Below are 25,045 nucleotides of genomic sequence, written 5' to 3'. Positions count from 1 at the left end.
AGTCTTGGGTGCAGGAATGGGCGAGTTGCCTTACGCCTTTCCATGCTGCGGAATGATTTATCGGGTCTTTGCCGCCGCGCAACGCTGAACTATTGTGGTCACGTCGCGGGTCTTAGTTTGTGTCGTCATTCCGGGGCGTGCGAAGCACGAACTCGGAATCCATACTCACGATCGTGGTTATGGATTCCGGGCTCACGCCCTTCGGGCGTGCCCCGGAATGACGGCGGGATTTTTGGCTCGCCTAACTAATAACAACAGCGGACCAGGAAACCCCATGGCCTACCAGACCATTCTCTATGACGTCGTCGACAAGATCCTCACCATCACGCTCAACCGGCCGGAGAAGCTCAACGCCTTCACCGGCACCATGATGGAGGAGTTGATCGACGCCTTCGATCGCGCCGACAAGGACGACGGCGTCAGGGCGATCATCGTCACCGGGTCGGGCCGCGCGTTCTGCGCCGGTGCAGACCTTTCGTCTGGTGCCGACACCTTCGACCGCGATGCTAAGCGCGGTCCGGTGAAGCGCCATGCCGACGGTCGCGTCGACTATTCCGATCCGCAGGTGCGCGACGGCGGCGGCCAGGTGACGTTGCGGATCTTCAAGTCGCTGAAGCCGGTGATTGCCGCGGTGAACGGTCCCGCCGTCGGCATCGGCGTCACCATGCAGCTTGCGATGGACATCCGCATTGCCTCGGACGCTGCACGGTTCGGCTTCGTGTTCTCCCAGCGCGGCATCGTGCCGGAGGCGGCGTCGAGCTGGTTCCTGCCACGCATCGTCGGCATCTCGCAGGCGCTGGAATGGTGCTACACCGGCCGCGTGTTTCCGGCGCAGGAGGCGCTCGCCGGCCGCCTCGTCAGCAAGGTCGTGCCGCCGGATGATCTGCTGCCGACCGCCCGAGCGCTTGCGCGCGAGATCGCGGAGAAGACCGCGCCGGTGTCGATCGCGCTGATCCGCCAGATGATGTGGCGCATGATGGGCGCCGACGATCCGATGGAGGCGCACAAGGTCGACAGCCGCGGCATCTACGCGCGCGGCCGCTCCGACGACGTCAAGGAAGGCGTGGTGTCGTTCCTGGAGAAGCGCCCGGCGCAGTTCAAGAACACGGTGACGGCTGATATGCCGGATTATTTTCCGTGGTGGGACGAGCGGGAGTACAAGTAGTCGTCCGTCATTGCGAGGAGCAAACGGGTCCGCGCAAAGCGCGGCCCGATGACAGGCTCCACGACGAAACAATCCAGAGTCCCGTCTTAGCCCTGGATTGCTTCGCTTCGCTCGCAATGACGGCGAGCGGTGCCAACCCCACCCTCGGTGTCGTCCCGGACAAGCGCGCGGCACGGCGCGCGCCGATCCGGGACCCATAACCACAGGGCGCTGTTTGGCGAAGAACGACGTTCAGGGTGCCACAAGAGAGATCACGCGGTATGGGTCCCGGCTCAAGGCCGGGACAACACCGGTGGTTTGGCGCCGCTGTGTGCCTCAGTCCATCACCAGCGCGACCCGACCGATCGCCTTGCGATCGATCAACAGCCGCATCGCCGCGGCGTAGTCCGCGAACGGCACGCGATGGGAGACGTTCGGCCGCAGCTTGCCCTGCTCAGCGAACTCCAGCAGCGCCGCCATGCGGCGCTGGCCCAGCTCGGGATCCTTCCGCACCGCCTCGCCGGCACGGACGCCGAGCACGCTGGCGCCCTTCATCAGGATCAGATTGGTGCGTGCGAGCCCAATGCCGCCGGTGAAGCCGATGACCAGCAGCCGCGCGCCCCAGGCGATGCAGCGGACGCTGTTCTCGAACACCTCGCCCCCGACCGGATCGAACACGACGTCGACGCCGCGGCCATCGGTGATGCGCTTGACGGCGTCGCGGAACGGCTCGCGCGCATACAGCACGAGATGATCAGCGCCGCGCGCGCGGGCGACCGCGAGTTTCTCCTCCGACGACGCCGCCGCGATCACGGTCGCGCCCAGGAGCTTGCCGATCTCGACGGCGGCAAGGCCGACGCCACCGCCGGCGCCTTGCACCAGCAGCGTCTCGCCGGGCCTGAGCTGGCCGCGATCGACCAGCGCGTGATGAGCGGTGCCGTGGCCGGCCAGATAGGTCGCGCCTTCAGCATAGTCGAAGGTCGACGGCAGCGGCGTGAGCTGGCTCCCGGCCACCACCGCCTCCTCGGCGTAAGCGCCGAAGCGCATCCGGACGATGACCTTGTCGCCGACGGCATGGCCGGTCGCGGCCGCGCCGACCGCGATGACGTCGCCGGCCGCCTCCACGCCGGGCGTGAACGGCAGCTCCGGCTTGAGCTGATACTCGCCCGCCGCCATTAGAATGTCCGGGAAATTGATGCCGGCCGCGCGGATCTTAACCCGCACCTCGCCCTCGGCCAGCGGGCGTGGCGGAAGGTCTTCGAGCTTCAGCTTCTCCGGCGGCCCGAGCTCGCGGCAGACGATCGCCCGCGCCATCAGCTGGCGCGCCCCTTCGCCCTCGCCAGCGCCTCGCGGATCAGCGGCATCCGGTCGTTGCCGAAATACATGTCGGTGGCATTGACGAAGATGGTCGGCGAGCCGAAGCCGCCGCGCTTGACGACCTCCTCGGTGTTGATGCGCAGCTGGTCCTTGATGCCCTGCTGCGCGATCCCATCGAAGAACGCCTTCGGATCGATGCCGACGCGCCGGCACACCTCGGTCAGCACCGCATCCTGCGAGATGTCCTGGTCCTCGCCCCAATAGATCTCGAACACGGCCCGCGCGAACGGCACCATGTCCTGGCCCAGCCAAATGCAGCCGCGCATCGCCTTGACGCTGTTCACAGGGAACACCGATGGCGGCATCTTGATCTTGAGCCCGGCCGAGCGGGACCAATCGCCGAGGTCCTTCAGCATGTAGGCCGCCTTGGCCGGCACCGGCTTCTCGCGCTGCGCATAGACGCTGGGATTGACGGTGTTGAAGATGCCGCCGACCAGGATCGGCCGCCAGACGATGTCGACGTCGAATTCCTGCGCGAGCGGCTGGATGTTGTGGAAGGCGAGATAGGTCCAGGGGCTGGAGCAGTCGAAGAAGAATTCGATCATGGATGATTTCCGTTCTGGCTGTTTTTCCTCATCCTGAGGAGCGCGCACTGCGCGCATCTCGAAGGATGAGGCCCGCGTCGTGGCCTCATGGTTCGAGACGCGCCTGCGGCGCTCCTCACCATGAGGGTTTCTTATGAACCTCGTTCGATCATCTCTTTCGCCCGCGCGCCGAACATCACATGACGCGACTGCTCGTCGAACGGCTCCTTGACGAACTTGCCGATCGCCAGCCCCGCCTGCAGCTTCGGCCGCGCGCGCAACACCGCGTACCAGCGCTTGATGCCGGGATAGTCGTCGAGCGTAAACCCCTGGGCCTTGTGCGTCATCATCCACGGAAAGCAGGCGATGTCGGCGATCGAATAGTCGTCGCCGGCGACGTAGGCGCCGGTCTTGCCGAGCTGCACGTCGAGCACGTGGAACAGCCGTGCGACCTCATCACGATAGCGCTGGATCGCATAAGGGATCTTCTCGGCCGCATACAGCGCGAAATGCCCATGCTGCCCCATCATCGGCCCCAGCCCGGCCATCTGCCACATCACCCATTGGATGACACGCGAGCGCGCCCGCATCTCCTGCGGCAGGAAACGGCCGGTCTTGTCGGCAAGATAGATCAGGATCGCGCCGGTCTCGAACACCGGGAACGGCGCGCCGCCATCGGCCGGCGCGTGATCGACGATCGCGGGAATCCGGTTGTTGGGGCTGATCGCCAGGAACTCCGGCTTGAACTGGTCGCCGGCGCGGATGTCGACGGGAATGACGGTATAAGGCAGCCCGAGTTCCTCGAGCGTGATCGAGATCTTCCAGCCGTTCGGCGTCGGCGCGTAGTGGAGATCGATCATCCTTCCCCGATTCCTTCCCCGGACCATTATGCCGCGCTGCGGAACACGCGAGGCGGCTTCGTTCTTCTGTACCTGAAGGGTAAGCCATGGCAGACAGGCGCTCAAGCCTGACCGCCCCCCTATGCCGGAGAGTTCGACCATGCTGTTTCCATCGACCATCGCAGGCTCGCTGCCGAAGCCGGAATGGCTGGCCGAGCCCAACGTGCTGTGGGCGCCGTGGAAGTCGAAGGGCGACGAGCTGGCGCGCGCCAAGCGTGATGCCACCATCCTGGCGCTGAAGCTGCAGGAGGATTCCGGGATCGACATTCTCACCGAGGGCGAGCAGTCGCGGCAGCATTTCGTGCACGGATTCCTGGAACGTGTCGAAGGCATCGACTTCGCCCACAAGGTCGAGATGGGCATCCGCAAGGACCGCTACAAGGCGATGGTGCCGCAGGTGGTGGCGCCGCTCTCGCTGAAGGGCCGCGTCCATGGCGACGAGGCGCGGATCGCACGCACGCACACGACGCGTGCCGTGAAGTTCACCCTGCCCGGCCCGATGACCATCATCGACACCATCGCCGACAGCTACTATGGCGACCGCGTCAAGATGGCGTTCGCCTTCGCCGAGTTGCTGAACCAGGAGGCCAAGGCGCTGCACGACGACGGCATCGACATGATCCAGTTCGACGAGCCCGCCTTCAACGTCTACATGGACGAGGTGCGCGACTGGGGCATCAAGGCGCTGGAGCGCGCCGCCGAAGGCCTGACCTGCCCGACCGCCGTGCACATCTGCTACGGCTACGGCATCAAGGCCAACACCGACTGGAAGGAGACGCTGGGCGGCGAGTGGCGGCAGTATGAGGAGACCTTCCCGGTCATCGACGCCAGCAGCATCCAGCAGGTCGCGGTCGAGTGCCGCAATTCGAAGGTGCCGATCGAGCTGCTCGGCCTGCTCAAGAACAAGATCGTGCAGGCCGGCGTCATCGACGTCGCCAGCGACGCGATCGAGACCGCCGAGGACGTCTGCAAGACGCTCGAGGACGTCATGAAGGTGGTGCCGAAGGAGAACATCATCGCCACGACGAACTGCGGCATGGCGCCGATGCGGCGCGAGATCGCCGAGGCCAAGCTGATGGCGCTCGGCACCGGCGCAAAGCTGGCTCGGCAAAGGTTTGCCTGACTCAGAGGTCAGGTCAGACACGAGGCAAGGGCGTCGACGGCTCGCCGCCCCCCGAGGCATCGCGCTCGGGGCCCTGGCTCAATCGCGATCGCGCCGGGAGGCGATACGCACACGGTCCTGGAATCAAAGTAAGAGCGCATCCGAGGTGAGCACGGTCTCACCACGCGCGATTCGCCGCAACAGCACGGCCGCGCCTGTGCCGCCCCTGCACGACCGCCGCGATGGCCACGTCAGCCTTTCATATGCACTGCTCTGTGTTTTGCGGCAGATCGCAGCGATCATCGATCACGGTCGCCGGATGGAAAAAATCTATCCTTGGTAGCAAAATACCAGATGCACAACATTCCCGACGCTGTGTGTCTTTGCTGCGCTTGACAGTATGTGTCCTAACATTTCATTTCTTGGCCACAAGTGTGGCGTGAATTTTTTGCTGCTTAATCCAGTTCGTATCTGACCTCCGCCTTCATTATTGGGGAATGCAATGGCTTGCCTTGCGAGAACGATGTTTGCTGCGCCGAAGTCGCGGCGCTGGCTGACCGTCTCGGTTCTTCTTGCGGGCACCATGTTGAGCACCCAGGCCCTGGCGATCGACGTCGCCAACCAGACCGACTGGAATACGGCGGTGGCAGCGGTCGCGGCCGCCGGCGCCAACTCGACCGTCACCATCAACATCACCAGCGGCTTCACGCTGTCGAGCTCGCTTGCGCAACTGCAGGCCGCCAACAGCAACGTCACGGTGAACATCACCGGCAACGGCCAGACGATCAACGGCGCCTCCTCGTTTCAGGGCATCGTCGTCAACGGTGCCAACGCGCCGACCGTGAACATCTCCAGCCTGGCGATCACCAACACGGCCGCGATCGGCGGCAACGGCCAGAACGGCCAGAACGGCTATTATAGCGGCGGCCTGGCCTATGGCTCCGGCGGCGGCGGCGGTGGCGGTCTCGGTGCCGGCGGCGGCCTGCTGGTCGGCAGCGGCGCCAACGTCACGATCGCCGCGGTAACCTTCACCAGCAACAGCGCCACCGGCGGCAGTGGCGGCAACGGCGGCAGCGCACAGAACGCGGCAGCCGACCCGGTGAACGGCGGCAATGGCGGCGCGGGCGGCGCCGCGAACAACGGCGGCGCCAGCGGCGGCGGCGGTGCGGGCGGCACCGGCGGACATACCGGCACGCAAGGCACGGCCGGCACCGCGGGCGCCGCGCTCGGCGACGGCGGCGGTGGCGGCGGCGGCTCAGGCACCACCAACAGCAACACCTACACCAACAACAATCCGGGCGGCACCGGCAACGCCAATGGCGGCAACGGCGGCACCGGCGGCGACGGCGCGACGAATGCCAGCGGCTCGGGCGGGCCCGGGCCCGGCTCCGACGGCGGCGCCGGCGGCAATGGCGGCGCAGCCAATGGCGGCGCCATCTATGTCGCCACCGGCGGCACGCTGACGATTCTCGACTCGCCGATTTCGGGCAACACCGTCACCGGTGGCGCCGCCGGCACCCCCGGCATCGGCATCGGGCCAAGCGCCATCAACGGGTTTTCGGCGGCGGCCGGCGCAGCGCAGGGCGCCGGCATCTTCCTGAGCGGCGTGACGGCCAATATCAGCGTGTCCGGTGGCGCCGTGACCTACGGCGACTCCATCGGCGGCACCGGACTGACGACCGGCGGCGTCAACACGGCGATCAACAAGACCGGCATCGGCACGTTGGTGCTGTCGGCGACCAATACGTTCACCGGCAACGTCAACATCAACGCCGGCACGCTCTCGGTCGGCGCCACCGCCAATCTCGGCAACGTCGCCAACGACGTGATCATTTCCAACGGCGGCACATTGGCGGTCACCGGCACGACGACGTTCGCCAACGGCCGCGACTTCAAGATTGCCGGGCTGTCGACGATCGACATAGCCAGCGCGACCACGACCACGTTGCAAGGCATCGTCGGCGACGGCGCCTCCGCCGGCACCCTGGTGAAGGCGGGCGGCGGCATCCTGCTTCTCTCGGGCACCAACACCTACACCGGCGCGACCAATGTCGACGCCGGTACGCTGCGCGCGGGTTCGGCCGGCGCGTTCGGTGCCAGCACGGTCTTCAGCGTGCTGTCCGGCGCCACGCTGGATCTCAACGGCTTCAACAAGACGTTCGGCACGCTGAGCGGAGATGGCACCGTCACCGGCGCCAACGCGACGATCTCAGGTTCGTTCGCGCCAGGCAACGGCACGCCGGCGTCCTCCATGGCTGTCGTCGGCAACCTCGCCTTCCAGTCGGGCGCGCAATACCTGGTGCAGGTGAATCCGACCACGGCGTCGTTCGCCACCGTCACCGGCACTGCGACGCTCGGGGGCGCCGCCGTCACCGCAACCTTCGCAAACGGCAGCTACATCTCCAAGCAATACACCATTCTCACCGCCACCGGCGGCGTCAGCGGCACGTTCAGCGGCATCACCAACACCAACCTCCCAGCCGGGTTCACCTCGACGTTGAGCTATGGCAGCAACGATGTCTTCCTCAACCTCTCGATGGGCACGTCGTCGGCGAGCATCAACCAGCAGAACGTCAGCAACGCGCTCAGCAACTACTTCAACACGAACGGCAGCATTCCCGTCGTCTTCACCGGCTTGACGCCAGCGGGGCTGACGCAGATCTCGGGCGAGACCGCGACCGGCTCGCAGCAGACGACGTTCAATGCGATGACGCAGTTCATGGGCGTCATGACGGATCCGTTCGTCGGCGGCCGCGGCGACCAGGGCTCTGCGCCCAGCGGCGCGATCGGCTACGCGGAGGAGACGCTCGCTTTTGCGTCCAAGCGCAATCCGAACGACGCGCTGGCCGCGATCTACACCAAGGCGCCGGCCGCGCCCGTGGCCAGGCCGGGCTGGAGCGTGTGGGCAGCCGGCTTCGGCGGCTCGCAGACCACCGATGGCAACACCGCGCTCGGGTCCAACAATACCACCAGCAACATCTACGGCACGGCCGTCGGCGCCGACTACCGCTTCTCGCCGTCCACGATCGCCGGGTTCTCGATGGCCGGCGGCGGCACCACGTTCAGCGTCGCCAATGGCGGCAGCGGCCGGTCCGACCTGTTCCAGGCCGGCGCCTTCGTCAGGCACAATATCGGCGCAGGCTATATCTCGGGGGCACTGGCTTATGGCTGGCAGAACATCACCACCAACCGCACCGTGACCGTGGCCGGCGTCGACCAGCTGCGCGCCAATTTCGACGCCAACACCTTTGCCGGCCGGGTCGAAGGCGGCTATCGCTTCGTGTCGCCCTGGATGGGGTTCGGGATCACGCCTTACGCCGCAGCGCAGTTCACGACGTTCAGCCTGCCGGGCTACGCGGAGAATGCGGTCTCCGGCGCCAACACGTTCGCGCTGCGCTTTGGATCGCAGAACGTCACCGATACGCGGTCGGAGCTGGGCCTGCGCACCGACAAGGCCTATGCGCTGGCCGATGGCGTTTTCACGCTGCGCAGCCGCTTCGCCTGGGCCTATGACTTCAACCCCAGCCGGTCGGCTGGGGCCACGTTCCAGACCCTTCCGGGCGCATCCTTCGTCGTCAACGGCGCGCGGCAGGCGCAGAATTCAGCGCTGACCACGGTCTCCGCTGAAATGAAGTGGCGGAATGGCTGGTCGGCCGCCGCGAGCTTCGAGGGCGAGTTCTCGGATGTGACCCGCAGCTACGCCGGCAAGGGCATCGTGCGCTACGCGTGGTGACGCGCGGAGCTCCGCGCGGCACATCCGTACGGCGCCCCGATCACCCGACGGTCAGGTCATCGCGCTCGGATGCAGCACCGGCGCGTAGCCCGCCTTGATCGCGCGCAGCGTCGAGGGCGGGGTCAGCAGCAACGCGTCGGTGATCCCTGCGCGTGGCGCGTCATAGCCCGCCGCCGACCAGGGCAGCGCCCTGCCTTTTCGGATCAGAAAGCTCTCCTCGCCTGCCTGCACCATGGCCCCGTCAGGCAAGGCGGCGAGCGGCGTCGGCAGCGGATGCAGGCGCTTGCGACCGCGATCGAGGCGCTCGCGATGGAGCACGCGATCAATCTCGGAGATGCGCAGAGCCTCGACGCCGTTGCCCTCCTCCCACGCCGCACGAAACCTCTTGGCGTCGTCGCGGCGGCAGTAGAAGCAGGGGCGATGACCGGCGGCGAAGGCGGTCGCCTCGTCGAGGAAGAACAGCTCGGTCCAGCTTTGCGTTGCCATCACCTCGCGGCGGCGGCCGCGGAAGTCGCACCGGCAGACCAGCCAGGCGGGGCTCGACCAGCGCTTCCGCAACAGCGTCTTCGTCGCGGGATCATGGATGATGCCGCGATTGCCGGTGAACAGCCCGCGCTGCGGCGTCGCGACGATGTCGCCCAGCGGGGTCACACGGTTCTGCAGCGGCATGGCGAGCCTTCAGCTGGCGAATGGCGTTGAGGGGCGAATGGCGAGTAGGGAGTAGCGAATAGCGAACGCCTCGCCCACCCGAATCCCCTATTCGCTACTCCCTATTCGCCACTCGCCGAGCTCACGCCGCCCCGTCGCGCAGCGGCGGCGCGAACGACAGCGCGGTGTCCCAGGGGAAGAAGATCCAGGTGTCCTGCGACACCTCGGTGATGAAGGTGTCGACCAGCGGCCGACCCTTCGGCTTGGCATAGACGGTGGCGAAATGCGCGTCGGGGAGGATCTCGCGGACCATGCGTCCGGTCTTGCCGGTGTCGACGAGATCGTCGACGATGAGGAGCCCCTTGCCGGTACCGCCGCCGAGTTGCGCCGTGTCAGCCGAGATGCCCTTCAGGACCTGCAGCTCGCCCTGCTTGGTGTGGTCATAGCTCGCGATGCAGATCGTATCGATGACGCGCACGCCAAGCTCTCGGGCCACGATGGCCGCCGGCACCAGCCCGCCGCGGGTGATGGCCACGACGGCGTGAAACGGTCCGATCTCGTTGAGCCGCCAGGTCAGCGCCCGGCAATCGCGGTGAAACTGGTCCCAGGACACCGGGAAGGCCCGGCCCGCGCGCTCCTCTGCACTCAAAGTCTTGTCTGGCATCTCATCTCGTCCGTGAGTTCTCGACAGCTGAACCTGCTTTAGCGCGTCACGTTGAGCCCGGCGAGCATCTCCTTCACCGCGGCCATCGCCGCCGACAGCTTGTCCTGGTCGCGCGAACGCACGACGAGATGTGTGTTCGGCTTCTGGTCCTCGTCGATGAAGGGATAGCTGCCGATGATGGTGTCCGGATGCGCCTTGGCGATCTCGCGCAGGGGGCCGCCGATGTCGCCCTCGCGGGCATTGGCGCGCACGGTCTCCGACAGCATGCGCACGCCCGATTTCAGCTTCGGCGCGACGATGTCCATCATCGCCTGCATGATCGACGGCACGCCGGCCATGACGATGACGTTGCCGAGCTTGAAGCCGGGCGCCAGGATCGTGGCGCTCTGGATCAGCTCGGCGCCGTCGGGGATGCGCGCCATGCGCAGCCGCGCCTCGTTGAGCTCCTGCTCGCTCCAGCGCTCGCGGAAGCGCGCCACCACCTCGGGATGGTGGTCGATGCCGACGCCGAACGCCTTGGCGATCGCATCCGCGGTGATGTCGTCATGGGTCGGGCCGATGCCGCCGGTCGTGAACACATAGGTGTAGCGATGCCGCAGCGCATCGAGCGCGGCGATGATGTCGGGCTCGTCGTCGGAGACCACCCGGACCTCCTTGAGGTCGATGCCCAGATTGGTGAGGTATTCGGCGATGAAGCCGATGTTCTTGTCCTTGGTCCGGCCGGACAGGATCTCGTCGCCGATGACCAGCAACCCCGCGGTGACGATCTCGCTCATGGTTTCTCCTCGCATCTCGCGTCTCTTTTGGCCCGCCACGGCGCCAATGTCATCCGGAACGTCGCAGTCTATGCCGCGGATTTGAGCACCACGCAGCCGGTTTTTCGGGCACGGCTTTCGCAACCCCCACGAAATGCCGCAGGAGAATGCATATCGCGCTGGCCCGCCCCTTGCTACCATCCCAAGGAGTCATGCAGTGTATGGCGAGGCTGGGACACACGGGCATCTATGGCAGTTGCGTTCGACGAAATGAACGAGCCGGGCGGCGACGTCCGTCAGGCTTATCAGGAGCTGTCGCGGTGGCTGAAGGAAACGCCGCCGGAGGCGCTGGAGTATCGCCGCCACGAGGCGGAGCTGCTGTTCCGGCGAATCGGCATCACCTTCGCGGTCTATGGCGAGGCGGAGGCGCAGGAGCGGCTGATCCCGTTCGACGTCATCCCGCGCATCCTCTCGGGCAAGGAATGGACCCTGCTGGAGAAGGGTCTGAAGCAGCGCGTCAAGGCGCTGAACATGTTCCTGCGCGACATCTATCACGGCCGCGACATTCTCCGCGCCAACGTGGTGCCGGATGATCTGATCTTCCAGAACCCGGTCTTCCGCCCGGAGATGAACGGCCAGGACGTGCCGCACGACGTCTACGTCCACATCGCCGGCATCGACATCGTCCGCGTCGACGCCAACGACTTCATCGTGCTCGAGGACAATGCGCGCACGCCGTCGGGCGTGTCCTACATGCTGGAAAACCGCGAGATCATGATGCGGCTGTTTCCGGACCTGTTCGCGCGCCACCGCGTCGCACCGGTCGAGCGCTACCCGGACGAATTGCTGTCGTGCTTGCGCTCGGTGGCGCCGCTCAGCGCTTCGGCCGAGCCGACCGTCGCACTGATGACGCCCGGCATCTACAATTCCGCCTATTACGAGCACTCGTTCCTGGCCGACAAGCTCGGGATCGAGCTGGTCGAGGGCCGCGACCTCATCGTCAAGAACGACGAGGTGTTCATGCGCACCACCGAGGGGCTGAAGCGGGTCGATGTGATCTACCGCCGCGTCGACGACGACTTCCTCGATCCCCTCACCTTCCGACCGGATTCGGCGCTCGGCGTGCCCGGCCTGATGTCGGCCTATGTTGCCGGCAATGTCACGCTCGCCAACGCGGTCGGCACCGGCATCGCCGACGACAAGGCGATCTACTCCTACATGCCCGACATCGTGAAGTTCTATCTCGGCGAGGAGCCGATCCTGAAGAACGTGCAGACCTGGCGCTGCCGCGAGCCGGCCGATCTGTCCTACGTGCTCGACCATCTCGGCGAGCTCGTCGTCAAGGAGGTGCACGGCTCCGGCGGCTACGGCATGCTGATCGGCCCGGCCGCCACCAAGGCGACCATCGAGGCGTTCCGCGACAAGCTGAAGCGCGAGCCGGAGGGTTTTATCGCCCAGCCGACACTCGCGCTGTCGACCTGCCCGACCTGCGTCGCGTCCGGCCTGGCGCCACGCCATGTCGATCTCAGGCCGTTCGTGCTGACGGGACGCGACCGCACCACCATCGTGCCCGGCGGCCTCACCCGCGTGGCGCTGAAGGAGGGATCGCTGGTGGTGAATTCCAGCCAGGGCGGCGGCACCAAGGACACATGGGTGCTGGATGAGTAAGAGTTGGTTTGCACAGGGTTCTGAGCTTGCTCGCTGCAACCTCTCCCCGCCTGCGGGGGCGCGACGAGCTTCGCTCGCGCTGAGAGGTCGGATTGCATCGAAAGATGCAATCCGGGTGAGGGGGTACAGGTCCATCAACTCGCACCACCCGTGCGGCTGCCCCTCACCCCAGCCCTCTCCCCGTGAAGAACGGGGAGAGGGAGCGCACCGTCTCCTCCGCACCTCATAGATTGCCCATGCTGTCGCGCACCGCCGAAAACCTGTACTGGCTGGCCCGCTACGTCGAGCGCGCCGAGTACCTTGCCCGCACCATCGACGCCACCCTGCGCGTCACGGCGCTTCCCGCGGCCTATATCGGCAAGACCAATGAATGGGAATCGGCGCTGATGACCGCCGGCGTCAATGTCAGCTTCTACGAGCACTACTCCGAGGCCAACGAGCAGAACGTCGTCGAATATCTCTCGTTCAACCAGTCGAACCCGTCCTCGATCAAGAACTGCATCGAGGCCGCCCGTCTCAACGCCCGCTCGGTGCGAACCGCGTTGACGTCGGAGATGTGGGACACCCTCAACGGATCCTGGATCGAGCTGCAGGAAGTCTGGAGCAAGGGCGCCAAGACGCGCGAGGAGCTGGCGCGCTTCCTGCGCTTCGTGCAGGAGACCTCGCTGCGCTTCGACGGCTCGGCCTACCGCACCATGCTGCGCAACGACGCCTACTGGTTCTCGCGGCTCGGCCTGCATCTCGAGCGCGCCGACAACACCGCCCGCATCCTCGACGTCAAATATCACGTGCTGCTGCCCGAGGAGGAGCATGTCGGCGGTCCGCTCGACTACTATCAGTGGACCTCGATCCTGCGCTCGGTGTCGGCGCTCACGGCCTATCACTGGGTCTATCGCGAGACGCTGAAGCCCTGGCTGATCGCGGACCTGCTGATCCTCAACGACACGCTGCCGCGCTCGCTGGCGAGCTGCTACGGCAACCTCGTCCGCAATCTCGACCAGATCGGCGTCGCCTATGGCCGCCAGGGGGCGGCGCAGCGCCATGCCCGCGGCGTCCGCAACCGGCTCGACCACTCCAACATGGACGACATCTTCCAGCATGGCGTGCACGAGTTCATCCAGGAGTTCATCGCCGACAATTCGCGGCTCGGAGAGATCATCACCAAGCAGTACCTGATCTGAGCGCAGTGGAGACAGCGACGGCGGCCCGCTGGACTGTGTCTGCGAGACCACGTCCGGCATCCGGCGCCCTGCCCTCCGCCCGAGGGATCCTCCTCCCCCCTTTCAGGGAGAGGTGAAACGAGCTACCGCGGACAGCACATCTGACGAAGACTGGTCGACCGCCATGCGCCTGCGTATCTCCCATTCCACCACCTACCGCTACGAGCCGGCGGCGACCGGCGTCATCCAGATCATCCGCATGACGCCCGGCAGCAATGACGGCCAATATGTGGCGGAGTGGCAGATCGACGTGTCGACCGATTCCCGCCTCGACATGCATGAGGACGCATTCGGCAACGTCACCCATGTGATCACGCACGGCGCGCTCGAGGATCTCACAATCACGGCCGAGGGTCTGGTCGAGACCCACGACACCGGCGGCGTGCTGAAGGGAGCGGACGAGCGCTTCCCGCCCAGCTTCTTCCTCCGGCAGACGCCGCTTACGGCCGCCAATGCCGCCATGGCCGCAGTCGTGCGCGATCTGCGCGCGGAGTCCGAGAGCGACGTGCTCGGTCTTCTGCACACGCTGATGACGCAGGTCTACGAGCACATGACCTTCGACGAGGATCCGACCCACAGCGGCACCTCGGCGGCGGAAGCCTTCGGGCTGAAGCGCGGTGTCTGCCAGGACTATGCGCACATCTTCATTGCCTGCGCGCGCGCCGCCGGCATCCCCGCGCGTTTCGTGTCCGGCCACTTCCTGCGCTCCGATGGTGCGGTGCACCAGGAGGCCGGCCATGCCTGGGCGGAAGCCTATGTGCCGGATCTGGGCTGGGTCGGCTTCGACGCCGCCAACTGCATCTGCACCACCGACGCCCATGTCCGGGTCGCGATCGGGCTCGATTATCTCGGCGCGGCGCCGGTGCGCGGCACCCGCTATGGCGGCGGCACCGAGACGCTCACCGTCAAGGTGAAGGTCGAGCAGGTCGGCCGCGGCGGCCAGTCGCAATCGCAGTCGCAGCGCCAGTCCTGAATTCCGGAACGCGCGCCCGTAGCCCCGTAGCCCGCATGAGCGAAGCGACATGCGGGTTCTCCGAGAAAGCGCGTGAGATCCCGGATATCGCTCCCACCAGCGCCCTACGGGCGCCGGCTGCCGCTCATCCGGGCTACAGCACTGCGGGGTTGGAGGGACCGTCGATTTTCGCTAGTAATTCGCGCAATGGCTCGAGGGGACTGAGATGACCTATTGCTGCGGAATTCTGGTGCGTGACGGCCTCGTCATGATCGCGGACACCCGAACCAATGCCGGTCTCGACAACGTCTCGACCTTCCGCAAGCTGCACATCTTCTCCAATCCGGGCGAGCGCATCGTGGCGGTCGCCAGCGCCGGCAATCTCGCCATCAGCCAGTCCGTGCTGTCGACCTTGACCGAAGGAATGGAAGACCCCGACACCGGCGAGGTGGAGACGCTGATGAACGCGCCGACCATGTTCCAGGCGGCGCAGCGGATCGGCAAGGCGATCCGCATGGTGCACGCCACCGAAGGGCCGGCGCTGAAGGCCGAGGACATCTCCTTCGACGTCTCGTTCCTGTTCGGCGGCCAGATCAAGGGCTCGCGGATGCGGCTGTTCATGGTCTACACCGCCGGCAACTTCATCGAATGCACCACCGATACGCCCTATCTGCAGATCGGCGAGCACAAATACGGCAAGCCGGTGCTCGACCGCGCCATGCACTACGACGTCGAGCTCTACGAGGCGCTGAAGACGGGCCTGATCTCGATGGACTCGACGATGCGCTCGAATCTCGGCGTCGGCCTGCCGATCGACGTCCTGGTGGTGCGCGCGGAGGCCTGCGAGGCCGACCTCAATCATCGCATCGAGGCCGGCGAGCCCTATTTCCATGATCTCCGCTCGCGCTGGTCGGCGGCCCTGCGCGCGGCGCATAACAACATCCCGCGGCCGCCCTATAAGACTCAGAGCGAGTCAAAACACTGAAACTGCAAAACGCTTGAATTGAAGGTGAGGAAACATGGCTGAAGCGGCAAAGAAGATCGCGCTGGTGACGGGCGCAGGCACAGGGGTCGGCCGCGCCGCATCGCTGGCGTTGATGAACTCCGGCTTCACCGTGGTGCTGGCAGGGCGCCGCAAGGAGATGCTGGAGGAAACCGCCAAGCTCGGTCCGTCCGGCATGAGCCTCGCCGTGCCGGCTGACATGACGGACCCCGCCTCGATCGCGGCGCTGTTCGATACCGTGAAGTCGACCTACGGCCGGCTCGACGTGCTGTTCAACAATGCCGGCATGGGCGCGCCGCCGGTGCCGCTCGAAGACCTGACGCTGCAGCAATGGCAGCAGGTGGTCGCCACCAATCTCACCGCGCCGTTCCTGTGCACGCAGCACGCGTTCCGCATCATGAAGGGCCAGTCGCCGCGCGGCGGCCGCATCATCAACAACGGCTCGATCTCGGCGCATGCGCCACGTCCGTTCTCGTCGCCCTACACCTCGACCAAGCATGCGATCACGGGCCTGACCAAGGCCTCGAATCTCGACGGCCGCGCCTATGACATCGCGGTCGGCCAGGTCGACATCGGCAATGCCGAGACGCCGATGACCGAGCGCATGGTCGGCGGCGTGCTGCAGCCCGACGGCCGCATGATGCCGGAGCCGCGGATGGACGTGAAGGCCGTCGGCGACGCCGTCGCCTACATGGCCGGCCTGCCGCTCGACGCCAACGTCCTGTTCATCACCGTGATGGCGACGAAGATGCCGTTCGTCGGACGCGGCTGATCGCCGTTTCCGATCACGGCCCCCGCTCTCTCCTCACGTCATTCCGGGGCGCGCGAAGCGCGAGCCCGGAATCCATAGCCGCGAGCGGTTATTTGGTGCGAGATGGATGTGGCGCTCTTCTCCGCCACACGACGTGTCGCGATTATGGATTCCGGGCTCATCGCTGCGCGATGCCCCGGAATGACGGAGAAACCGTCGTCACAACCCGTTCTCTCCCCCGACGCGAGCCGATGCTGGCCCGCTACTCCAACCGCTCGACCTTCCTCAGCTCGGGAAACAGCTTCATCCACGCCAGCGCGATCGCGATCGTGCCGAGGCCGCCAAGGATGGCGGCCGGCATGGCGCCGAACAGCGCGGCGGTGACGCCGCTCTCGAACTGGCCGAGCTGGTTGGAGGCGTTGATGAACAGGAAGTTCACCGCGCCGACGCGGCCGCGCATCTCGTTGGGCGTGGCGAGCTGGACGAGGGAGAAACGGATCACGACGCTGATCGTGTCGGCGGCGCCGAGAATGGCGAGCGCTGCGACCGAAATCCACATCACCTGCGAAACGGCGAACACGACCGTCGCCGCACCGAACACGATGACCGCCTGGAACATGCGCAGGCCGACGCGCCGCCGAATGGTGTAGCGCGCCAGCACCGCCGTCATCGCCAGCGCGCCGACCGCGGGCGCGGCGCGCAGCACGCCGAGCCCGAACGGCCCGGTGTCGAGGATATCGCGCGCATAGATCGGCAGCAGCGCAGTGACGCCGCCGAGCAGCACGGCGAACAGATCGAGCGAGATGGTGCCGAGGATCGCCGGATTGGCGCGGATGAAGCGGACGCCGGCGAACAGATCGTCCTTGCTGCCCTCGAGCCGCTCGGCCGGCACGTCATCAGGCACCTGCATCAGGCCGGTCAGGGCCATGCCTCCGATCCAGAACAGCATCATGATGCCGTAGGGCACACCGGGCGCGACGGCATAGGCGAAGCCGCCGATCGCAGGCCCCGCGATGGTCGCGAGCTGCGCGGCACCGCTCGACAGCGCGCTCGCCCGCTGTAACGTGCCGGCCGGCGCGATCAGCGGCAGCAGCGCCGCGGTCGCGGGGCTCTCGAACGCGCCCGCAATGCCGAGAACGAAGACTGCCGCGAACAGCTGGAATTCGCCGAGCTGGCCGGTAGTGGCGCCCCAGCACAGATAGAGCGCGGTCAGCGCCTCGACGAGCTGACAGAGCTGCACGACGCGCTTGCGCTGGAATCGGTCGGCGGCGCTGCCGGCGACGAACACCAGCAGGGCCGTTGGCAGGAACTGGATCAGCCCGACCATGCCGAGATCGAAGGCGCGCCCGGTCAGATCGTAGATCTGCCAGCCGATCGCCACCGCCGCGATCTGGCTCGCAAAGCGCGACAGGCTGCGGGACGACAGGAAGAACAGGAACGCGCTCTGCTTCAGGAGATCGCGCGCGCCGATCGGGACGGTGGACGACATGATGCGCCTGCGTGACGCAGCCCTCATGGCTTGTCAATCGCGGGCCCCGCATGGCCGCGCGGCATTGCACGCGGCAGTTCCCTGCGCTCATAATGAAACGGGGTTCGGGGGATCTGATGCTTCAGCTGCAATCGGGGTTCGGGATCGTCGCGCTGCTGGCGATCGCATGGGCGCTCGGCGAAAACCGGCGCGCGGTGTCGTTGAAACAGGCCGGGCTCGGGCTGGTGGTGACGCTCGTGACGGCCATCGTCCTGCTCAAGGTCCCCGCCGTCGCCCGCGCGTTCGGCGCCATCAACGATGTCGTGGGCGCCATCTCGTCGGCCTCCCGGGCCGGCACCTCGTTCGTCTTCGGCTATGTCGGCGGCGGCGCCCTGCCCTTCGAGCTGAAGGCGCCCGGTGCCGATTTCGTGCTCGCCTTCCAGGCGCTGCCGATCGTGCTGGTGATGAGCGTGCTCACGACGCTCTTGTTCTACTGGCGAGTTCTGCCGCCCTTAGTGCGCGGCATGGCCTGGCTGCTGGAGCGCACCCTCGGCGTCGGCGGCGCGGTCGGCCTGTCGACGGCCGCGAATGTCTTCCTGGGCATGGTGGAAGCGCCGCTGTTCATCCGGCCATATCTCGCGCAGATGACACGCAGCGAATTGTTTCTCGTCATGACCGGCGGCATGGCCGGCATCGCCGGCACCGTGCTGGTGCTCTACGCCACGCTGCTGGCGCCGCTGATCCCCGACGCTGCCGCGCATTTCGTCATCGCCTCGGTGCTCGGCGCGCCGGCGTCGATCCTGATCAGCCTGATCATGGTGCCAGAGACCTCGAAGCAGCTCACCGGCGGCGCGCTCGCAGATCCCGGGACCGAGGCCACCTCGACTATGGACGCGATCGTCAAGGGCACCAGCGCCGGGCTCGAGCTCTTGATGAACATCGTGGCGCTGCTGCTGGTGCTCGTCGCGCTGGTGCATCTCGCCAACGCGATCCTGTCGCTGCTGCCCGCCATCGGCGGCGCCGACGTCTCGCTGCAGCGGCTGCTCGGCCTCGTGATGGCGCCGGTGTGCTGGCTGATGGGCCTGCCATGGCCGCAGGCCGTCACCGCCGGCAGCCTGATGGGCACCAAGACGGTGCTGAACGAGCTGATCGCCTATGTCGAGCTGGCGAAGCTCGATGCAGGCGCGCTCGATCCGCGCGCGCGGCTGATCATGCTCTATGCGATGTGCGGCTTCGCCAACTTCGCCAGCCTCGGCATCATGATCGGCGGCCTCGGCACCATGGCGCCGACGCGGCGCGACGAGATCAACGCGCTCGGCCTCAAGTCAATCGTCTCGGGCACCCTCACCACCTGTCTGATGGGTGCGATCGTCGGCCTGCTGACGTAAGCTGAGCTCCGTCGTCTGCGGAAGCAGCAGCGGCGCGATCCGGGCCATCACATGGCGCGAGCCCTCCGCGGTGAGATGCGCGTGATCGAAGGACAGCGGGACGTCGCCGACCGTGAGTGGACACCGGCCGTCCTCGCAGACCGCCGACAGGATCGAGACGTAGGAAAAGCCCTCGCCACTCGGCAGCGCAGCCTGCATCGCGGCATCCAGCGCAAAGATGTCCGAGCGGACGAATGCCGCGGGATCGGGCGTCACGCCGCGCAGGGTGGCGCGTGCCAGCATCGACGGCAGCCGCGCGCGGAACTGCACGGAGGGACCGAGCAGGACCACCGGAATGCCGGCCTCCTGCAGCCGTTGCAGCGTCTGCTTGAGGTCGCGCACCATGCCGGCGAACCGCGGCGGGCGCGCGTTCTCCAGCCAGTCCGCCGACATCACCACGAGGTCGGGCCGCGCTTGCGCGAAATAGTCGCGCATCTGGCTCGCCAGGGCGCGGCAGGCCGCGACGCCCTGCGTCTCCGCGCTGAAGGTCGGCATGCAGGTGGGCTGGCTCGCCTGCATGATGTTGACGGTGTCCTGATCGAGCTGGGCCCTGAGGCCGTGATAGTAGTGGGCCGCAAAACTGTCGCCCCACAGCAGCACATTGGTCTTGCCGGCCACCGCCTGCAGACAATCCTCGGCGACCCGGCCGTCCGGTGTCGTGAAGCAGGTGCCGTAGCGATAGACCGGCTTCATGTCGTAGGCATTGTAGGCGTCCAGCCGCTGCGCCGCGCGGTCGTTGTCAGACACCGCGCCGGCGCGCAGCAGGCCGACGCCGCTGCCGGCCAGCAGCAGCAGGCTCGCCAGCGCCGCAAGACCGAACGCGGCGCGCGGAGTCGCCGCGAGCCGGCGGTTGCGGAACGGCTGCTCGATGAAGCGCCAGGACAGCGTGGCGACCGCGACCGTGAGGACGAACAGGGCCGCCCGCTCCCAGCCGTCGAGCGCGAGACCGGGCTTGGCGAAGCGCGCGAAGGCGAACAGCGGCCAGTGCCAGAGATACAGCGAATAGGAGATGCGGCCGAAGAACGCCGCCACGCCGAGCGGCGACAGCAGGCTGCGCGGCACATTGGCCACGCCGGCGCCGCTCCACAGGAACAGCGCCGCGCCGAGGCATGGCGCCAGCGCGTCGACGCCGGGGAAGCCCGGTCCGGGGCGCAGCGCCAGGATCGGCACCGCCATCAGCAGCAGCGACAGCGCGCGGGCGCCGCGCTGAACGAGACCCGGCCGCGGCGCGGGAAGGCCGGATATCGCGACCAGGCTGCCGAGCAGGAATTCCCAGGCGCGCGGCGGGCTGAGGAAGAACGCGCTCGCGGACGCGCCGCCGCGCATCAGCATCAGGCCGAGCGCGAACGAGCCTGTGGCAAGCAGCGCGAGAGTGACCGGCAGCGCGAGCCTGTGGCCGCGCGCCAGCCGCAGCACGGCCCAGACCACCACGGGCAGCACCAGATAGAACTGCTCTTCGACCGCCAGCGACCAGGTATGCAGCAGCGGCTTCTCGACCGCCGCGTGGTCAAAATAGCCGGACTGCAGCCAGAAGAAGATGTTCGAGGTGAAGGTGACGACGGCGGCCGCGGAACGGAGGAACTCGGCGCGCTCGGAGCCCAGCATGTCCTGCGACGCCGGGAGCGCCGCGAACGCCACCATGGCGTAGAGCGCCGGCAGCAGCCGCCGCACCCTCCGCTCGTAGAATTGCGCGAACGAGAAGCGGCCCTGCGCCATCTCTGCCGCGATGATGCCGGTGATCAGGTATCCTGAGATGACGAAGAAGATGTCGACGCCGACGAAGCCGCCGAAGATCGCCGGCGCCTCGAAATGGAATGCGACGACGGAGAGCACCGCGATGGCGCGCAGCCAGTCGATGTCCTCGCGATGGCCTGCACCTGAAGCCGAGCCGGCGCCCGCGTTGGCGATGCGAGGCTGCATCGATGCACGCGTGCGAGGCGCGCACGCAATGGTCGGAGCGAACTGGACGACGAAGCGCGGCAACGGGACGGGTACGCCTTTACGCAAGCCCGCGACGAACACGTCTGACGGATTCGTCGCCGGCCCATCCGTCCCAATGACGCGAGACCGGATGTCAACACACACGCGCGATGGGACCGCCGTCCACCGCGTCGCGGATGTTTCCATCCATTTCTGTCGGCTTTACGTCGACAGTTCGACGGTTTTGAAGTCGGCCGGCAGGATCACCTCGAGCAGCTCGACGTCGTCGGAATAGTCGAGGATCATGTGGCGGATCTTCGGCGGCTGGGTCCAGCAGCTGCCCTCCTTCATCAGCGTCTCGCCGACGCCTTCGAGATAGCTCCTCACCCAGCCCTTGAGCACATAGACCATCTGGAAGTCGACCGCATGGGTGTGCAACTTGGAGACCTCCTGCGGATTGCACGGTGGCAGCATGCGGATGACATGCGCGCGCGCCAGGCCGTGCGTCGCGTCGGCGATGCCGAGGTCGCGATAATGCGCATAGGCGCGCAGGCCGTCGGCCCTGAAATCCTCCTCGCGGTGATGGCTGATCGCGACCTTCTGCTTGCGCCGGCGCGGCGCCGGCGCTGGCCGCCCCTTGCTCACGAGCGCCTTGCGCGCGGACGGTGCAGCCGCCCTGCCCGGCTTGGCGGCCGTCTTGGCGACAGTCTTCGCCGTCGGCCTTGTCTTTGCGACCTTACGCGGCGCAGCCTTCGCGGCGGCGCGTGATGATGATGTGGTGCTGCGGCTCTTCTTGGCCATGGCGCTCTCCCTGCGAGTCCTCGGGTCAGAGGCTATCACAATTGGGGGGGACTCGGCAGAGCTCCAACAAAGGTCGTCATTCCGGGGCGTGCGCAGCACGAGCCCGGAATGACACCGATGGCGGGGTTGTCAGCTCAATGCAGCACGAACACGCCGTCGACGGCGCGCAGCTCGGCGGGCTTGATCAGCTTGGAATGCGCCACGGTGACCGAGTACAGCGGGCCCTCGATCTTCTCCTCCCAGAACGCCAGGAAGTCCTGCAGCGCAGGGAATTTCGGAAACAGGTCGTAGTTCTGCCAGACATAGGTCTGCAGCAGCGAGCGATGGTCCGGCATCCGATACAGGATCTGCGCGGTCGTCAGCCCGTAACCCAGCACCTGTTTCCGAAAGTCCTCGGAAACCTCAACCCTCGACACCATGCCAACCTCCGTTTCTGGAGCGCATGTCCGTGTGGCCAACCGGGGATGGAGCCACCCGGCAACGATGCGCTCACTGCCTAGAAATGTGACGCATGTCCTCAACCCATCTCAAGCTTAAATGTTTAACGACATGTTGAAAAATGCTGCATTAGCAGCCACTTAGCCCAGGTGCTAATACGGGGTTTCGCGGTTCGTTCCGCCTCCGTTAACGCTGTCGGAACGCTTTGGCAGAGCCCGCGATCGACTGCTAATTTTTCTGCTACAAGGCCTTGCCCGGCATAAAACTCTCCCCTAAATCCAGCCCGCGTGCTGGCACTCGCCGGCGCCGACTGCCAAATCTCCAGAAACTGACAATCGCTTCAATACCTTAGGAGGACTGTATGGCTTTCCGTCCGCTTCACGACCGCGTCGTGGTCAAGCGCATCGACGCCGAAGAGAAGACCGCTGGCGGCATCATCATCCCCGACTCGGCCAAGGAAAAGCCCTCGCAGGGCGAAGTGATCGCGGTGGGCCCCGGCGCCCGCGACGAGAGCGGCAAGCTCGTCCCGCTCGACGTTCAGGTCGGTGACCGCGTGCTGTTCGGCAAGTGGTCGGGCACCGAGGTCAAGATCGACGGCCAGGAGCTGCTCATCATGAAGGAGAGCGACATCATGGGCGTTCTCACCGACACCGCGGCCAAGAAGAAGGCCGCCTAAGCGCCGTTGCCCCTCATCCTGAGGAGCCGGCTTGAGCCGGCGTCTCGAAGGATGAGGCCCCAACCACCTCCTCATCTCGTCCTTCGAGACGCCCGCTGCGCGGGCTCCTCAGGACGAGGATCTCGATCAAAACCAGGGAAACCCAATATGTCAGCGAAAGACGTAAAGTTCGGCGTCGAAGCCCGCGACCGCATGCTGCGCGGCGTGGACATTCTCGCCAATGCCGTGAAGGTCACGCTCGGTCCGAAGGGCCGCAACGTCGTCCTCGACAAGTCGTTCGGCGCGCCGCGCATCACCAAGGACGGCGTCACCGTCGCCAAGGAGATCGAGCTCGACGACAAGTTCGAGAACATGGGCGCACAGATGGTGCGCGAAGTCGCCTCGAAGTCCGCTGACGCGGCCGGCGACGGCACCACCACCGCGACCGTGCTGGCCCAGGCCATCGTCCGCGAAGGCGCCAAGGCGGTTGCCGCCGGCATGAACCCGATGGATCTGAAGCGCGGCATCGACCTCGCGGTCGAGGCGGTCGTCGCCGATCTCGTCAAGAACTCCAAGAAGGTCACGTCGAACGACGAGATCGCCCAGGTCGGCACCATCTCCGCCAACGGCGACTCCGAGATCGGCAAGTTCCTCGCCGACGCCATGAAGAAGGTCGGCAACGAGGGTGTGATCACCGTCGAGGAAGCCAAGTCGCTCGAGACCGAGCTCGACGTCGTCGAGGGCATGCAGTTCGATCGCGGCTACATCTCGCCCTACTTCGTCACCAACGCCGACAAGATGCGCGTCGAGATGGACGACGCCTACATCCTCATCAACGAGAAGAAGCTGTCGTCGCTGAACGAGCTACTGCCGCTGCTCGAGGCCGTGGTGCAGACCGGCAAGCCGCTGGTCATCGTCGCCGAGGACGTCGAGGGCGAGGCGCTGGCCACCCTGGTCGTCAACCGTCTGCGTGGCGGCCTGAAGGTCGCGGCCGTCAAGGCGCCGGGCTTCGGCGACCGCCGCAAGGCCATGCTGCAGGACATCGCGATCCTGACCGGCGGCCAGGCGATCTCCGAAGACCTCGGCATCAAGCTCGAGAACGTCAACCTCTCCATGCTCGGCCGCGCCAAGAAGGTGATGATCGACAAGGAGAACACCACGATCGTCAACGGCGCCGGCAAGAAGGCCGACATCGAGGCGCGCGTGGCGCAGATCAAGGCGCAGATCGAGGAGACCACCTCGGACTACGACCGTGAGAAGCTGCAGGAGCGTCTGGCCAAGCTCGCCGGCGGCGTCGCGGTGATCCGCGTCGGCGGCGCGACCGAGGTCGAGGTCAAGGAGCGCAAGGATCGCGTGGATGACGCGATGCATGCGACCCGCGCGGCTGTCGAGGAAGGCATCCTGCCGGGCGGCGGCGTCGCCCTGCTCCGGGCCTCCGAGCAGCTCAAGGGCGTCCGCGCCAAGAACGAGGACCAGAAGACCGGCATCGAGATCGTCCGCAAGGCGCTCTCCGCTCCGGCCCGCCAGATCGCGATCAACGCGGGCGAGGACGGCTCGGTCATCGTCGGCAAGATCCTCGAGAAGGAGCAGTATGCGTACGGCTTCGACTCGCAGTCGGGCGACTACGTGAACATGGTGTCCAAGGGCATCATCGATCCGACCAAGGTCGTGCGCGCCGCGATCCAGAACGCAGCGTCCGTGGCCGGCCTGCTGATCACCACCGAGGCGATGGTCGCCGAGCTGCCGAAGAAGAACGCCGGCGGCCCCGCGATGCCTCCGGGCGGCGGCATGGGCGGCATGGACTTCTAAGTCCGGCCTCCTCGCGAAGATACCAAGGGCGCGGCGAAAGCCGCGCCCTTTTCTTTGCTCAGAGCGTAGCCCGCATGAGCGAAGCGA

At 66.4% G+C, this 25,045-nt stretch carries 21 protein-coding genes; 11 read left to right on the top strand and 10 right to left on the bottom strand.

The window, feature by feature from the left end; translation table 11 throughout:
- The first annotated feature begins 274 nt into the window (after window positions 1–274).
- Window positions 275–1,165, top strand: coding sequence for a crotonase/enoyl-CoA hydratase family protein (locus ACQR1H_RS02610; RefSeq protein WP_315801093.1), 891 nt, complete (start codon window positions 275–277; stop codon window positions 1,163–1,165).
- A gap of 315 nt (window positions 1,166–1,480) precedes the next feature.
- Here ACQR1H_RS02610 and ACQR1H_RS02605 read toward each other — a convergent pair whose 3' ends face one another.
- The 3 genes from ACQR1H_RS02605 to ACQR1H_RS02595 all read right to left on the bottom strand — a co-directional run bounded on the left by ACQR1H_RS02605 (window position 1,481) and on the right by ACQR1H_RS02595 (window position 3,905).
- The gene (locus ACQR1H_RS02605) at window positions 1,481–2,458 is read right to left on the bottom strand and encodes an NADPH:quinone oxidoreductase family protein (RefSeq protein WP_434907067.1); all 978 of its coding nucleotides are present in this window, start codon (window positions 2,456–2,458) and stop codon (window positions 1,481–1,483) included.
- Window positions 2,458–3,066, bottom strand: coding sequence for a 2-hydroxychromene-2-carboxylate isomerase (locus ACQR1H_RS02600; RefSeq protein WP_316238861.1), 609 nt, complete (start codon window positions 3,064–3,066; stop codon window positions 2,458–2,460). The genes ACQR1H_RS02605 and ACQR1H_RS02600 overlap by 1 nt, the downstream gene beginning before the upstream one ends.
- Before the next feature lie 131 nt (window positions 3,067–3,197).
- Complete coding sequence (locus ACQR1H_RS02595) at window positions 3,198–3,905, bottom strand: glutathione binding-like protein (protein WP_316176950.1); 708 nt, start codon at window positions 3,903–3,905, stop codon at window positions 3,198–3,200.
- Between the two features lie 139 nt (window positions 3,906–4,044).
- Here ACQR1H_RS02595 and ACQR1H_RS02590 point away from each other — a divergent pair, with 139 nt between their 5' ends.
- Complete coding sequence (locus tag ACQR1H_RS02590) at window positions 4,045–5,067, top strand: methionine synthase (RefSeq protein WP_316176948.1); 1,023 nt, start codon at window positions 4,045–4,047, stop codon at window positions 5,065–5,067.
- A 502-nt stretch (window positions 5,068–5,569) separates the two neighbouring features.
- Window positions 5,570–8,779: an autotransporter domain-containing protein gene (locus ACQR1H_RS02585; protein ID WP_316176946.1), complete on the top strand. Its 3,210-nt coding sequence runs from the start codon at window positions 5,570–5,572 to the stop codon at window positions 8,777–8,779.
- Between the two features lie 51 nt (window positions 8,780–8,830).
- Here ACQR1H_RS02585 and ACQR1H_RS02580 read toward each other — a convergent pair whose 3' ends face one another.
- The 3 genes from ACQR1H_RS02580 to ACQR1H_RS02570 all read right to left on the bottom strand — a co-directional run bounded on the left by ACQR1H_RS02580 (window position 8,831) and on the right by ACQR1H_RS02570 (window position 10,867).
- Complete coding sequence (locus tag ACQR1H_RS02580; RefSeq protein WP_434907066.1) at window positions 8,831–9,448, bottom strand: hypothetical protein; 618 nt, start codon at window positions 9,446–9,448, stop codon at window positions 8,831–8,833.
- Window positions 9,449–9,569: 121 nt separating this feature from the next.
- Window positions 9,570–10,091 carry a xanthine phosphoribosyltransferase gene (gene gpt, locus ACQR1H_RS02575; RefSeq protein WP_315714724.1) on the bottom strand — a complete coding sequence of 174 codons (522 nt, stop codon included), beginning with the start codon at window positions 10,089–10,091 and terminating at the stop codon, window positions 9,570–9,572.
- A 38-nt stretch (window positions 10,092–10,129) separates the two neighbouring features.
- Window positions 10,130–10,867 carry a competence/damage-inducible protein A gene (locus tag ACQR1H_RS02570; RefSeq protein WP_315759531.1) on the bottom strand — a complete coding sequence of 246 codons (738 nt, stop codon included), beginning with the start codon at window positions 10,865–10,867 and terminating at the stop codon, window positions 10,130–10,132.
- A gap of 228 nt (window positions 10,868–11,095) precedes the next feature.
- On the opposite strand from ACQR1H_RS02570, the gene ACQR1H_RS02565 reads away from it, so the two are divergent.
- The 5 genes from ACQR1H_RS02565 (at window position 11,096) to ACQR1H_RS02545 (ending at window position 16,461) form a co-directional block, all read left to right on the top strand.
- On the top strand, window positions 11,096–12,514 hold the full coding sequence (locus tag ACQR1H_RS02565; RefSeq protein WP_434838403.1) for a circularly permuted type 2 ATP-grasp protein: 1,419 nt from the start codon (window positions 11,096–11,098) through the stop codon (window positions 12,512–12,514).
- A gap of 236 nt (window positions 12,515–12,750) precedes the next feature.
- Window positions 12,751–13,695 (top strand): alpha-E domain-containing protein, encoded by a 945-nt coding sequence (locus ACQR1H_RS02560; RefSeq protein ID WP_315801100.1) that lies wholly within the window; start codon window positions 12,751–12,753, stop codon window positions 13,693–13,695.
- A gap of 163 nt (window positions 13,696–13,858) precedes the next feature.
- Window positions 13,859–14,707, top strand: a complete 849-nt coding sequence (locus tag ACQR1H_RS02555) for a transglutaminase family protein (protein WP_315801101.1) — start codon at window positions 13,859–13,861, stop codon at window positions 14,705–14,707.
- A gap of 205 nt (window positions 14,708–14,912) precedes the next feature.
- The gene (locus tag ACQR1H_RS02550; RefSeq protein WP_315714729.1) at window positions 14,913–15,671 is read left to right on the top strand and encodes a peptidase; all 759 of its coding nucleotides are present in this window, start codon (window positions 14,913–14,915) and stop codon (window positions 15,669–15,671) included.
- A 34-nt stretch (window positions 15,672–15,705) separates the two neighbouring features.
- Entirely contained in the window at window positions 15,706–16,461 is a 756-nt protein-coding gene (locus ACQR1H_RS02545) for an SDR family oxidoreductase (protein ID WP_315801102.1), read from the top strand.
- Window positions 16,462–16,702: 241 nt separating this feature from the next.
- Here ACQR1H_RS02545 and ACQR1H_RS02540 read toward each other — a convergent pair whose 3' ends face one another.
- A complete protein-coding gene (locus ACQR1H_RS02540; RefSeq protein WP_315801103.1) occupies window positions 16,703–17,929 on the bottom strand; it encodes an MFS transporter in 1,227 nt (408 codons plus the stop codon).
- Between the two features lie 116 nt (window positions 17,930–18,045).
- Here ACQR1H_RS02540 and ACQR1H_RS02535 point away from each other — a divergent pair, with 116 nt between their 5' ends.
- On the top strand, window positions 18,046–19,296 hold the full coding sequence (locus tag ACQR1H_RS02535) for a NupC/NupG family nucleoside CNT transporter (RefSeq protein ID WP_316238855.1): 1,251 nt from the start codon (window positions 18,046–18,048) through the stop codon (window positions 19,294–19,296).
- Here ACQR1H_RS02535 and ACQR1H_RS02530 read toward each other — a convergent pair.
- The 3 genes from ACQR1H_RS02530 to ACQR1H_RS02520 form a co-directional block, all read right to left on the bottom strand.
- A complete protein-coding gene (locus tag ACQR1H_RS02530) occupies window positions 19,234–21,255 on the bottom strand; it encodes an acyltransferase family protein (protein WP_434907065.1) in 2,022 nt (673 codons plus the stop codon). The two genes, ACQR1H_RS02535 and ACQR1H_RS02530, sit on opposite strands and share 63 nt — an antisense overlap.
- Before the next feature lie 222 nt (window positions 21,256–21,477).
- Window positions 21,478–22,056 carry a cupin domain-containing protein gene (locus ACQR1H_RS02525; protein ID WP_434907064.1) on the bottom strand — a complete coding sequence of 193 codons (579 nt, stop codon included), beginning with the start codon at window positions 22,054–22,056 and terminating at the stop codon, window positions 21,478–21,480.
- A 134-nt stretch (window positions 22,057–22,190) separates the two neighbouring features.
- Entirely contained in the window at window positions 22,191–22,475 is a 285-nt protein-coding gene (locus tag ACQR1H_RS02520) for an usg protein (RefSeq protein WP_315801107.1), read from the bottom strand.
- A 380-nt stretch (window positions 22,476–22,855) separates the two neighbouring features.
- Between ACQR1H_RS02520 and groES the strand changes: the two genes are divergently transcribed.
- Window positions 22,856–23,170: a co-chaperone GroES gene (gene groES, locus ACQR1H_RS02515; RefSeq protein WP_315801108.1), complete on the top strand. Its 315-nt coding sequence runs from the start codon at window positions 22,856–22,858 to the stop codon at window positions 23,168–23,170.
- Window positions 23,171–23,317: 147 nt separating this feature from the next.
- The gene (gene groL, locus ACQR1H_RS02510) at window positions 23,318–24,958 is read left to right on the top strand and encodes a chaperonin GroEL (protein ID WP_257166717.1); all 1,641 of its coding nucleotides are present in this window, start codon (window positions 23,318–23,320) and stop codon (window positions 24,956–24,958) included.
- Window positions 24,959–25,045: the final 87 nt, after the last annotated feature.

It is taken from the genome of Bradyrhizobium sp. HKCCYLRH2015 (assembly GCF_051168215.1).
Classification (GTDB): Bacteria; Pseudomonadota; Alphaproteobacteria; order Rhizobiales; family Xanthobacteraceae; genus Bradyrhizobium.
This window is presented reverse-complemented; position numbering and strand designations above follow the sequence as displayed.